Source organism: Herbidospora mongoliensis, from assembly GCF_001570545.1.
Lineage (GTDB): Bacteria > Actinomycetota > Actinomycetes > Streptosporangiales > Streptosporangiaceae > Herbidospora > Herbidospora mongoliensis.
Map to the genome: position 1 here is coordinate 283,834 of NZ_BBXD01000009.1, position 12,172 is coordinate 296,005.

Consider the following 12,172-nt stretch of genomic DNA (forward strand, 5'->3'; position numbering starts at 1 on the left):
GGCTCCTTATCCATAGAGCTTCTCGAAGGTGTCGTGGAATACCAGCCGGGCCAGCTCGCCGTCCCCCACGGCGGCACTGAGCCGGGCGTGCTCCCCGGGGTGGTCGCCCCAGGGTTCGTCGCTGGCGAACAGCAGCCGGTCGTGGCCGAGGCCGCGCCGGTCGATCTCCTGGGCCAGCCAGCGGGGCGCGAACCCGATGGCCCAGGAGAGGTCGGTGTAGACGCGCTTGCCGGCCGCGATCCAGTCGAAGAACCGGGAGCCGGCGAGCTTGATGTGCCCGGAGGCGCCACCGCCGAAGTGGACGAGGTGGACGGCGACCTGCTCGCCGTACCTCTCGACCAGATGCCCGATCGAGTCGATGTCCGAGGCCGCGCCGGGCGAGGTGTGGACGTGCACGACCAGGTCCCGCTCCCTGGCGACGGCGAAGATCCGGTCGAGCATCGGCTCGCAGGCGGGGTCGTCCGGACGTCCACCCAGCAGGAAGCTCAGCTTCAGCGCCCGCACCCCGGGCTCACCGGCGAGGGCGAGCGCGGCCAGTGTGCGCGGCTCGTCGGCGGGCAGCGGCGAGACCCACAGCCCTGCCCTGATCCGGTCGTCCCGGGCCGCGGCCTCGACGCAGAGCTCGTTGAAGGAGAACGCGACGGCCGGGTCGGGCACGCCGTAGTTGGGGATCACCAGCGCCCGCTCGGTGCCCTCGCGGTCGAGGTCGCGCAGCAGTTCGGCGATGGTGGCGCGGGCGCCGACGTCCGGCCGGACCGGCGGGCCGCCGTAGAAGGGATAGGCGGGCAGCACGCCCAGATGGCGGTGCGCGTCTCGGATCATCACGTCCCCAGCAGTTCGGGGTGGATGTAGTAGCCGGAGCCGGCGGCGGTCTGCCCGGCGAGGTGGGCCGAGACGTGCCCGGCGAGATGCTCGGCGTCGCGGCCGACGCCCGAGAAGCGACCCGATCCCCAGGTGTGCTGCCAGGGCAGCCCGAGGAAGTAGAGACCGGGGCAGCGCGTCACCCCGCGCGTATGGGCGGGGTAGCCGGTCCCGTCGAACACGGGGACCCTGATCCAGGAGTGGTCGCGCCGGAAGCCCGTACACCAGATGACGGCCGCGATGTCGGCGGCGCTCAGCTGGGAACCCGCCAAGGGCGGATGCCAGACCGGGACATAGCGCTCCTCGAATGGCGCGGAGATCCCATTCGAGGTGATGTACGCGTCGATGGAGTCCTTGACGCCCTCGGATACGGCGTCGGCGTGGTCGAGGTTGGCGGTCAGGTCGCCGGCGAACTGCAGCTGTCCTTCGTTGATCGCGGTCAGCCGTCCGTGCAGGCGCATGCCTTGGAGTGCGAAGGCCCGTAAGTCGATGTCGCGGCCGCCGTCCCGCCCGGTCACGTAGTGGTTGGCCCGCGAACGCACGGCGTCGGGGTCGTCGAACTCGGTGATCGGCCGGTCGTAGTAGCCCATCAGGTCGAGCCACTCGACCACGTCGCGCCCGCGATAGCGCCGCGCGACCCGGGGAGCCGACCCGACGGCGAGATGGACGGTCCGCCCGGCCAGGAACAGGTCTTCGGCGATCTGACACCCCGACTGCCCGCTCCCCACGACGAGCACCGGCCCGTCGGGCAGGTCGGCCGGCCCGCGATAGGCGTCGGAGTGGATCGACGGCACGGTCAGCCGCTCGGCCACCCGGGGCACGACCGGCGTCTGGTAGGGCCCGGTCGCCACCACGACCTGCCCGGCGGTCAGCACGCCCCGGTCCGTGGTGACGGCGAACCCGCCCTCCAGGGCGGTCAGCCGGGAGGCCGTCACGCGTTCGACGACGGGCGGCGCGAACGAGGCGGCGTACCCCTCCAGATAGGAGACGATCTCGTCCCGCACCATGAAGCCGTCGGGCTCGCCGCCCGAGTAGGGGTATCCGGGCAGGTCACACTGCCAGTTCGGGGTGACGAGGCAGAAGGAGTCCCAGCGCCGGGAGCGCCACGACTCGCCGACCCGGCCACGCTCCAGCACGACGTGGCCGATGCCCAGCCGGGTCAGGCAGTGACTCATCGACAACCCGGCCTGGCCACCGCCGATCACGACCACGGGGTGGGCGGAACCGTCGACTCTCATGCCCCTTAGTGCAAGAGCGGGCCGTTGCCGATCGATGTCATCCGGAACAAATCCCCGTCAACGGAAGCTCACCGAGCGTGAGCGTCCCCGGTTACTTGAGGAGCTTCCGGATCTTCTTCTTGGCGCGGTAGCCGTACCGGAGAACCTTGGGCGGCACCTCGATGCGCAGCCGGGCGCGGCGCCGGGCGCCGGAGTGCTGCGGGCCGTCGAGCAGCGACGACGACCGGGCGAGCGTGCCCGCACGCGCGGCCTGGACGAGCGCGAGGGTCCGGGCGGCCCAGTCGTTGTGGGCGGCCTCGTGGAAGTAGTTGGCCGCGCACCACTCGGGCGTCGGGGTGCGGAAATCGGCCTTGGCGAGGTCGTCGAGGGTGCCGAGCGAGCCGGAGCCCTCGAACACCAGGTTGATCATCTCGGCGCTGACCCCGAAGTCGGACAGCACCAGCAGCGGCACGCCCTGGGCGATGGCCTCCAGCGCCGCCGTCGAGCTGACCGTGACGAAGCCGTGGGCGCGGGCCAGGTGCTCGTGCATCGGCCCTGCCTCGAACGACAGCTTGTCGGCGGGCACCCGGCCGTCGGCGGCCATGGTCTTCCAGAGCCGCTCGTAGTGGTGCTTCTCGTTGTGGGTCTGGCGTTCGTCGTCGCGGGCCCGCAGCTTCACGACCACCCGCAGGTCGGGCCGGGCGTCGGCGAGCGACTTCAGCGCCAGCAGCACGCTCTCGCGGTCGTCGCGCTTCATCGGCACCTTGGCCTGGGTGGCGAACACGACCCGGTCGCGCGCGTCGCCGGCCGAGGGGTGGCCGGTCAGGTCGAGGTAGGGCAGCCGGGCCAGCGCGATCTGGCCGCCACCTCCGAGCCGCTGGGCGATCTCGCCGAACTCCTGGGTCTCACGGCCGCTGTGCAGGATGAACAGGTCACACCCGCTGCGGTAGATCCAGGCCTTCTCGGTGGCCGGGACCGAGATGCCGGGCAGGCCGGTGATGAAGACGGGACGCGGCTTCAGCCCGGACAGGACCTCGCTGACCAGGGCGTCGACGACCGGCCCCGTGCAGGACACCAGGATCACGTCGGGCCTGAACCGCTCGGCGGCCTTGCGCAGCGCCCGCGCGCCCAGGGTCGGCACGTCGTGGAACCGGGTCCCGCTGACGGCGGCGGTGATCTGCGACTCCGAGGGGGCGATCGGGGTGCGCACCACGGCGAGTTCGATCTGCCAGTCGGCAGGGGCTCCTCCGACGAGCCCCGCGGCCCATTTCAAGTAGGAGTCGGAATCGGCCACGGCGAAAACGCGGATCAAGGAGCGACTCTTTCGTGAGCGAAAAGCTGGAGGTGGGAGCGGAGCGACGGACCCGCTGAGGCGGTCCACCAGTCGTCCGGCACGTCGACCGTCTCCACCGAGACGCCGCGTGCTCGCAGCAGGATACGGAGAGAAGTGACCGCCGTCGACGGCAGACTCAGCACCCGCTGGCCGGGGCGCAGGTCGCGCAACGTCATCTCGGCGGGGGCGCCGGTCTCGTAGACGGTGACGCCGTCGATGCGGCGGACCCGGTCGAGGTCCCTGGGGTCTTCGCGGCGGTGCGGGTAGTAGGCGACCGGCTCGTCGAGCGCGGTCAGCCACTTCACGTAGGCGTCGCGGTGGATCAGCCCGTTGCGCACCAGCGAGGTGCCCAGCACGACCGTCTTCTCGGTCGGCGGGCGCTTGCCGGGCTGGCTGCGCAACCAGGGGAAATCGTGTTTCACCACGTCGGCGCCGAGGGCGCGGACGGCCTCGACGACCTCGTCGGGCACCGGCAGCGCGGTGAAGACGGTGAGACGCCTGCGGCGGGCCAGCCGGCGCAGCCGCACCCCCGCCACCGCCCCCATGGCGGTGCGCGCGGTGCCGGGCACGGCACGGGCGCGCAGCAGCGGGCGGCGGGCGGCGAGCAGTTCGAGCAGCCGGATCGTGGCCAGGCCGTCGTCGACGAGCAGCAGCCGCCGGACCGGCGAGGTCAGCAGGCTGAGCTGGACGCGCCCGGAGAAGGCGTCGCCGACCGCCCAGGAGCGGCCGGGCTTGGGCATCTTCGCGGTGGGCTCGGCGAACCTCAGCCCGGTGGGCAGGTCGAGCCGGGAGATCTCGTTACGGGTCAGGCGGAGTGCGGGCAGGCCGGAGCGCGGCACGACGGTGGCGTCGTCGCCGAGCAGTCCCGCGTGCTGCGCCTCTATGACGCAGAGCAGTTGCAGCGGGGACTCGACCCACGCGACGGACGAACCGTCAGGACTCGCAGAACACTCCATGGACCCGTTCACGACGGGCTCACCGTAGCCGCCGTTGTCGACAGGACAGGGAACGACGGGTGAACAGCCGAATACGTGAACCCCCGGATCTCATGTGAATCACTGTCCCGGAGCGATTACAACGGTGCAACCGGTTGAAGGAATCCACTACGTTTCGTGTACGGTCCGCTGCTAAATGTACGTTTTCGCAGGTGTAACACAGGCAATGATCTGCCCCATGCTGAAGAGGAGTCTCGCCTGCGGTCTCGCTTTCGCCTTCCTGGCGGCGCCGCTGACCATAACCCCGGCCACCGCTGCGAAGGCGCCTCCGAACGTCGTTTTCATCCTGGCCGACGACCTCGACACGGCCGACCTCCACCGGTTCCCCAACATCAGGCGGCTGGCGTCGAGCGGCACGACGTTCTCGCACTTCTATGTGACGAATCCGTGGTGCTGTCCGTCGAGGTCGTCGATCCTGCGCTCGCAGTACATCCACAGCCACGGCGTGACCAGCAACCGCTTCCCGACGGGCGGGTTCAGGAGGTTCAAGCCGCTGGAGGAGAGCACGCTCGGCACCTGGATGAAGGACGCGGGTTACCGCACCGCGCTGTTCGGCAAGTACCTGAACGAGTATCCGGGCCACGAGGTGCCGCGCACCTACATCCCGCCGGGCTGGGACGAGTGGGCGGTCCCGGTCACCAACCTCTACCGCGAATACGGCTACGCCCTCAACGACGACGGCATCATCGTCGAGCGCGGCGGGCAGCCCGAGGACTATCTGACCGACGTGCTGGCCGGCAAGGCCGCCTCGTTCGTGCGCCGGAGCGACCCGTTCTTCCTCTACCTGTCACCCACCGCGCCGCACCGCCCGGCCAACCACGCCCCGCGCCACGCCGACGCGTTCGAGGGGGCGCGGGCGCCGCGCACGCCGTCGTTCAACCAGGAGGACCTGTCGGCCGAGCCGCTCTGGGTGCAGCAGCGCAAGCCGATGTCGCGGCGGGTGACGCGCAACCTCGACCAGATGTACCGCGACCGGCTCCGCTCGACGGCGGGCCTCGACGACCTGGTGGGCACGGTCGTCTCGGCGCTCGAGCAGGCCGGGAAGCTGGATGACACGTACATCTTCTTCGGCTCGGACAACGGCTTCCACCTGGGCCAGCACCGGCTGCGGTCGGGGAAGACGACGCCCTACGAGGAGGACATCCGGATCCCGTTGATCGTGCGCGGGCCGGGGGTGCAGGCCGGGCGGGTCGACACCTCGCTGGGCTCGACGGTGGACCTCGGCCCGACCTTCGCCGAACTGGCGGGCACGCAGGTGCCGGGCTTCGTCGAGGGCCGGTCGCTGGCGCCGCTGCTGCGCGGCCAGAAGGTGCCGTGGCGCGACGCCGTGCTGGTGGAGTTCGACAAGCCCGACTACGCGCCGGGCTGCCCGCCCACCTACCGGGCGCTGCGCACCGAGACCCACGCCTACGTCGAGTACGACACCGGCGAGCGCCAGCTCTACGACATGATCAGCGACCCGCACCAGCTGACGAACCTGGCCGCCACCGCCGACCCCGCGCTGCTCTCCGGGCTGTCGGGCCGATTGGCCGCGCTGCACGCGTGTTCGGGGGCCGGATGCCGGGTCGCCGATACCATTTTGGGTGAACGGTCAGATTTCCCTCCCTCAGGAGTGCAATGGATCGGACCCCGACCCCCGAACGCGCCGCATGTGATCGGCTGAGCCCAGGATTCGGTCATCTGATCCGGGCCGCGACCACCCTGGAACACCTGATCGACAGGGCGTTGCAGGACGAGATCGGGATCACCCACGTGATGTTCGAGGTGCTCATGCGCCTCTACCGCGACCACGACGGCTGCACCGCGATCAGCGCTCTCGACCTGACGCTGACCAGCGGCGGGATGACCCGGCTGCTCGACCGGATGGAGCGGGCCGGGCTGGTCACCCGGGCCCGCCACCCCGGCGACCGGCGGATGACGCTGATCCGGCCGACCGAGGAGGCCTCGGAGATCTTCCTGCGGGCCGTCGAGGTGCACGTGCGGGTGGTCGACCGCCACTTCGAGGCGCCCCTGTCGGCCACTGAACGGGAGCTCCTGCGGCGGGCCCTGGCCCGGCTCGAAGAAGTCTTGACCGAATAAATTTGGTTGCGCGGGAAGAAGTTGCTGACGAAGAAGGTTGTCGCACAACATGAGTGCCATTGCAACCGAGAACGTCCTCGACGCGACCGCCCAGGACCTGCTCTTCCGTGCCGCGCGGACGGCCAACACCTTCACCGACGAGCCCGTCTCCGACGAGACCGCGCACGCGATCTACGACTTGATCAAGTGGGGCCCGACCGCGTTGAACAACCAGCCGCTCCGCATCGTCTACGTCCGCTCCCCCGAAGCGCGGGCCAAGTTGGTCGAGCACATGAGCCCCGGCAACCAGGCCAAGACGTCCACCGCCCCGCTGGTCGCCATCCTGGCCGCCGACGTCGACTTCCACGAGCACCTGCCGCGGACGTTCCCGCACTTCCCGGGCGCGAAGGACGCGTTCGCCGACCGCGACGCACGGGTGGAGTCGGCTCGGTTCAACGGCGCTCTGCAGGTGGGCTACTTCATCCTCGGCGTGCGCGCCCACGGCCTGGCCGCCGGGCCGATGGCCGGCTTCGACAAGGCCGCCGTGGAGAAGGAGTTCTTCCCTGAGGGCCGGCACGAGGTGCTCGCCGTGGTGAACATCGGCAAGCCCGGACCGGACGCGTGGTTCGCCCGCAACCCCCGCCTCGACCTCCACGAAGCCGTCACGACCGTTTGATCCTGCCCACATGTGGCCCATCTCGATTGTGAGATGGGCCACTTTGTTCTGTATGAACTGGGAGCGCTCCCAACTGCGGTTATGTACTTTTTGTCCCCTAGAATCCCTTTAGATGTCGCTAACCGTTACAGGAGTAACAGTTAGGTTTCGGCATATTGACGGGTGCGTGGCCCATAGTGGACTCTTCGTGGGAGCGCTCCCAACCTGCTGAGCAGTCGGGGGTCGGCCGGGAGCCCACCTTTAGTCACAAATTCGGGAACCACCTGAGAGGGGTCCGGAATGATGAACAACACGCGCCGCGGTGTGCTCGCGGCCGTGGCCGCAGGATCGCTGGTCTTTACGGCAGCGGCCTGTGGCGGCGACGAGGCACCCGCAGCGGCACCAAGCGCGGGCGGCTCCGCGGCCCCTGCCGAGAAGATCGAGATCACGCTGAACACCTTCGGCGGCGGCGAGAACTTCGCCTACGACGACGCGGTGGCCCAGTGGAACGCGGCCAACCCCAACGTTCAGGTCAAGTACGTCAACCTGACCGACCGTTTTGAGGACACCTACCTGCCCCAGGTCCTCCAGTGGCTGGAGGCCGGCAGCGGCGCCGGCGACATCATCGCGATGGACGAGGGCGCGATGGGCCTCATGGCCGCCCGCCCGCAGTACTTCGCCGACCTCGGCCAGTACGGGCTCGACAGCCGCAAGGCCGACTTCCCCGCGTTCAAGTACGACGTGGGCGTGAACACCGAAGGCAAGCTGTTCGCCCTCGGCACCGACATCGGCGGCATGGCCATGTGCTACCGCACCGACCTGTTCGAGAAGGCCGGCCTGCCGACCAACCGCGACGAGGTCTCCAAGCTCTGGCCGACGTGGAACGACTACCTCGAGGTCGGCAAGCAGTTCAAGGGCAAGGTCAAGGACGCGGGCTTCGTCGACGGCGCCAACACCGTGTACAACTCGGTGCTCGCCCAGGAGGCCGGCAAGAACGGCGGCCTCTACTACTTCGACAAGTCCCAGGCCCTCGTGGTCGACAAGAACCCGGGCGTCAAGGCCGCGTTCGACTACGTGCAGTCCCTCAGCTCCGCGGGTCTGACCGCCAAGCTTCGCTCCTGGAGCGAAGAGTGGAACACCGCGATGCAGAAGGGTGGCTTCGCCACCATGGGCTGCCCGTCGTGGATGCTCGGCGTGATCTCCGGCACCTCCGGTGAGGGCAACGCCAAGAAGTGGGACGTCGCGGCGGTGCCCGGCGGTTCCGGCAACTGGGGCGGCTCGTGGCTGATGGTGCCCTCGCAGAGCAAGCACCCGAAGGAGGCCGCCGACGTCCTCAACTTCCTGACCGGGAAGGACGGCCAGGTCGCGGCGTTCAAGGAGGGCGGCAACTTCCCGAGCTCCGTGCCGGCGCAGCAGGACCCGACCGTCGCGGAAGCGAAGAACCCGTACTTCAACGACGCCCCGAGCGGCCCGATCTTCGCCGCCTCGGTCGCGCAGCTCGCACCGGTCTTCTTCGGTGAGAAGCACGCCCAGGTGAAGGCCGCCGTCGAGGAAGTCCTCGTGGGCGCCGACCAGGGTTCGGTCAAGTGGGACGAAGCCTGGACCCGCTTCGTGGAGGAGGGCGTGAAGGCCGCGGGCTGATCCCCCGGCCGTGCCTGACCGGCCCTTGCGAAAGGGCCGGTCACCTCGACCCCTGAGCGGCCGGCACGGGCGACCCGCCCGCCGGCCGCTCCTTCCACGAAAGGTTGACGATGAGCCTCAGCGTCGACGCGGGCTCCCGGACCCGCACGGTGCCGCCCGGGCCGCGGCGGCACGCGCGCCCGCCGGGCGGCCGGCGACTGCTCTCCTGGCTGGACCTGCGGGCCGCACCGTATTTTTTCGTCTCGCCCTACTTCATCCTGTTCGCGATCTTCGGCATCTTCCCGCTGATCTTCACCGCCTGGGTCTCGCTGCACGACTGGCAGCTGGCCGGCGACAAGACGTTCATCGGGATGGAGAACTACACCGAGCTCCTCGCGGACGACAAGTTCTGGAACGCGGTGCTCAACACCGTCGGCATCTTCGTGATCGCGACGGTTCCCCAGCTGCTCCTGGCCCTGCTGCTGGCCAACGCACTGAACAAGAAACTGCGCGGCCGGCTGGTGCTGCGGCTGAGCATCCTCGCGCCGCTCATCACCTCGGTGGTGGCCGTCGCCGTCGTCTTCACCCAGCTGTACGGCCGTGACTACGGCCTGATCAACTGGGTGCTGGGCGGGCTCGGCATCGAGCCGATCCACTGGCAGAACGCGAAGTGGTCGTCGTGGGTCGCCATCGCCACGATGGTCGACTGGCGCTGGACCGGCTACAACGCGATCATCTACCTGGCCGCGATGCAGACCATCCCCAAGGACCTCTACGAGGCCGCCGCGATCGACGGTGCCTCCCCGCGCCGCCAGTTCTGGGGCATCACGGTCCCGCTGCTCAAGCCCACGATCATCTTCACCGTCATCGTCTCGACGATCGGCGGCTTCACCCTGTTCGCCGAACCGGTGATGTTCGGCGCCGGCCTGATGACCGGCGGCACGACGGGCCAGTTCCAGACGGTGGCCATGTTCATCGTCAAGGAGGGCTTCCGGGACTTCCAGTACGGCTACGCCGCGGCCGCGGCCTGGATCCTGTTCCTGCTCATCATGATCACCGCGCTGATCAACTTCGCCATCGTCCGCGGCCTTGGGAGATCACGATGACGACGCTGACCCACCGGGCCCCGAAGAGCTCGCCGCGCCGGTCTCGCGCTGGAGCGGACGGCCTCGACCCGTTCCGCGCCACCACGATGACCAAGGCGATGCTGGGGCTGGCCATCTTCCTGTCGATCTTCCCGATCTACTGGATGATCGTCATCGCGACCCGTACCAACGAGGACGCGCACAGCATGCCGCCGCCGCTGATCCCGGCCGGCAACCTGGGCGACAACATCAGGGCCGTGTTCGAGGCCGAGAACGCCCACTTCATGACGGGCATCATCAACTCGATCATCATCGCCTGCACGGTGACGATCGGCATCGTGATCATCTCGACCCTGGCCGGGTTCGCGTTCGCCTCGCTCACCTTCCGGGGCCGGAACCTGCTGCTGCTGTCGGTCGTGCTGACCATGATGGTGCCGCTGCAGCAGATGGGCATCGTGCCGCTCTACCAGATGATGGTCACGCTGGGCTGGACGAACACGCTGAAAGCGGTCATCCTGCCGTTCCTGGTGAACGGCTTCGGGGTGTTCCTCATGACGCAGTACACCCGCCAGGCCGTACCGAGAGAACTGGTCGAGGCCGCGCGGGTCGACGGCGCGAGCACCCTGCGCATCTGGTGGAATGTCGCCGTACCGGCGGTCCGGCCCGGCATGGCGGTGCTGGCGATCCAGACATTCATGCTGATCTGGAACGAGTTCCTCTGGCCACTCATCGTGCTCACGCCGGACAATCCGACTGTGCAAGTCGCCCTGAGGGCCCTGAACGACCGTTATTCGACGAACTACGTGCTCATCTTCGCGGGCACGACCATCTCGATCATTCCCCTACTGCTGGTATTCGTCTTTTTCGGACGCCAGATCATCGGCGGACTCATGGAAGGTGCGGTCAAGGAGTGACCCAGAACACAGAGACCCAGATCGACACCCCCGGTCTGGTGTTCCCCACCGGCTTCGTCTGGGGATCCGCGACATCGGCCTACCAGATCGAGGGCGCCCTCTCGGCCGACGGCCGCGGCCGCTCCATCTGGGACACCTTCGTGGCGCAGCCAGGGCGGGTCGTCGGCGGCGAGGACGCGTCGCTGGCCATCGACCACTACAACCGCTACCGCGACGACGTGCGGCTGATGGCCGATCTGGGGCTGACCGCCTACCGGTTCTCGGTCTCCTGGTCGCGCATCCAGCCCGACGGCAAGGGCGAGGTCAACGCCAAGGGCCTCGACTTCTACAAGAACCTGGTCGACGAGCTGCTCTCCTACGGCATCGCGCCGTGGGTGACGCTCTACCACTGGGACCTGCCGCAGGCCCTGGAAGACGACGGCGGATGGCCGTCACGCGATCTGTCGAAGCGCTTCGCGGACTTCGCCGCGATCGCCCACGGCGCCCTCGGCGACCGGGTGGCCAACTGGGCCACGGTCAACGAGCCGTGGTGCGCGGCCTTCCTCGGCTACTCCTCGGGCGAGCACGCCCCCGGCCGCCGGAACCCGGCGGAGTCGATCAAGGCGGCCCACCACCTGAACCTGGCCCACGGCCTGGCCGTGGAGGCGATGCGGGCCCAGCGCACCGACACGAGGATCGGCGGCTGCGTCAACCTCTACGCGATCAGCCCCCAGAGCGACACCGAGGCCGACCGCGAGGCCGCCCGCCGCATCGACGGCATGCAGAACCGCTTCTTCCTGGACGCCCTCATGCTCGGCCGGTACCCGCAGGACGTCCTCGACGACCTGACCCCGCTGATCGCGCCCGAGGAGTACATCAAGGACGGCGACCTGGAGCTGATCGCGGCCCCGCTCGACATGCTGCTGATCAACTACTACAGCCGCTTCACCGTCACCGGCGCGGAAGGCGGCCCCAAGTCCGCCTCGGCGGCCCCCACGGACTCGGGCTCCGCATGGCCCGGCAACGAACACGTGGGCTTCGTCAACGGCGGCCGCCCGGTGACCGGCATGGGCTGGGAGGTCGACGGATCGGGCCTGTTCGAGGTGCTCACCCGCCTGCGCGACGAGTACCCCGCCGTTCCTCTGTACATTTCAGAGAACGGCGCCGCCTACGACGACGTCCTGACCGAGGAGGGGACGGTCCACGACGCCGAGCGCCAGGCCTACATCGACACCCACCTGAGGGTCTGCCACCAGGCCATCGAGGCGGGCGTGCCGCTGGAGGGCTACTTCGCCTGGTCGCTCATGGACAATTTCGAGTGGGCGTGGGGCTACGGCAAAAGATTCGGCCTAGTCTACGTGGACTATCCAACCCAGACGCGCATCCTGAAAGATAGCGCTCTCTGGTATGCCGAGACCATCCGGCACGGGGGCCTCCGGGGTCCGGCACAATAGC

At 68.9% G+C, this 12,172-nt stretch carries 11 protein-coding genes; 7 read left to right on the forward strand and 4 right to left on the reverse strand.

Annotated features, from left to right (window positions below):
- Nucleotides 1-6: 6 nt before the first annotated feature.
- From AW272_RS05695 to AW272_RS05710, 4 genes are all read right to left on the reverse strand, one after another.
- Nucleotides 7-822: an amidohydrolase family protein gene (locus AW272_RS05695; RefSeq protein WP_174551796.1), complete on the reverse strand. Its 816-nt coding sequence runs from the start codon at nucleotides 820-822 to the stop codon at nucleotides 7-9.
- Nucleotides 822-2,099, reverse strand: a complete 1,278-nt coding sequence (locus AW272_RS05700; protein ID WP_066361556.1) for an MSMEG_0569 family flavin-dependent oxidoreductase — start codon at nucleotides 2,097-2,099, stop codon at nucleotides 822-824. Before AW272_RS05700 ends, AW272_RS05695 begins: the two co-directional genes overlap by 1 nt.
- Nucleotides 2,100-2,190: 91 nt before the next feature.
- Nucleotides 2,191-3,390 carry a DUF6716 putative glycosyltransferase gene (locus AW272_RS05705; protein WP_245657206.1) on the reverse strand — a complete coding sequence of 400 codons (1,200 nt, stop codon included), beginning with the start codon at nucleotides 3,388-3,390 and terminating at the stop codon, nucleotides 2,191-2,193.
- Nucleotides 3,387-4,379, reverse strand: coding sequence for a hypothetical protein (locus AW272_RS05710; RefSeq protein ID WP_245657207.1), 993 nt, complete (start codon nucleotides 4,377-4,379; stop codon nucleotides 3,387-3,389). Before AW272_RS05710 ends, AW272_RS05705 begins: the two co-directional genes overlap by 4 nt.
- A gap of 205 nt (nucleotides 4,380-4,584) precedes the next feature.
- Here AW272_RS05710 and AW272_RS05715 point away from each other — a divergent pair, with 205 nt between their 5' ends.
- The 7 genes from AW272_RS05715 to AW272_RS05745 all read left to right on the forward strand — a co-directional run bounded on the left by AW272_RS05715 (nucleotide 4,585) and on the right by AW272_RS05745 (nucleotide 12,171).
- Entirely contained in the window at nucleotides 4,585-6,069 is a 1,485-nt protein-coding gene (locus AW272_RS05715) for a sulfatase family protein (protein ID WP_157518360.1), read from the forward strand.
- On the forward strand, nucleotides 6,024-6,485 hold the full coding sequence (locus AW272_RS05720; RefSeq protein WP_066361560.1) for a MarR family winged helix-turn-helix transcriptional regulator: 462 nt from the start codon (nucleotides 6,024-6,026) through the stop codon (nucleotides 6,483-6,485). The genes AW272_RS05715 and AW272_RS05720 overlap by 46 nt, the downstream gene beginning before the upstream one ends.
- 49 nt (nucleotides 6,486-6,534) lie before the next feature.
- Nucleotides 6,535-7,140, forward strand: coding sequence for a malonic semialdehyde reductase (locus AW272_RS05725; RefSeq protein ID WP_066361561.1), 606 nt, complete (start codon nucleotides 6,535-6,537; stop codon nucleotides 7,138-7,140).
- 279 nt (nucleotides 7,141-7,419) lie between these two features.
- Complete coding sequence (locus AW272_RS05730) at nucleotides 7,420-8,760, forward strand: ABC transporter substrate-binding protein (protein WP_066361566.1); 1,341 nt, start codon at nucleotides 7,420-7,422, stop codon at nucleotides 8,758-8,760.
- Between the two features lie 110 nt (nucleotides 8,761-8,870).
- Nucleotides 8,871-9,845 carry a carbohydrate ABC transporter permease gene (locus AW272_RS05735; protein WP_066361567.1) on the forward strand — a complete coding sequence of 325 codons (975 nt, stop codon included), beginning with the start codon at nucleotides 8,871-8,873 and terminating at the stop codon, nucleotides 9,843-9,845.
- On the forward strand, nucleotides 9,842-10,738 hold the full coding sequence (locus AW272_RS05740; protein ID WP_083958049.1) for a carbohydrate ABC transporter permease: 897 nt from the start codon (nucleotides 9,842-9,844) through the stop codon (nucleotides 10,736-10,738). Before AW272_RS05735 ends, AW272_RS05740 begins: the two co-directional genes overlap by 4 nt.
- Nucleotides 10,735-12,171, forward strand: a complete 1,437-nt coding sequence (locus tag AW272_RS05745) for a GH1 family beta-glucosidase (protein ID WP_066361569.1) — start codon at nucleotides 10,735-10,737, stop codon at nucleotides 12,169-12,171. Before AW272_RS05740 ends, AW272_RS05745 begins: the two co-directional genes overlap by 4 nt.
- Nucleotide 12,172: the final 1 nt, after the last annotated feature.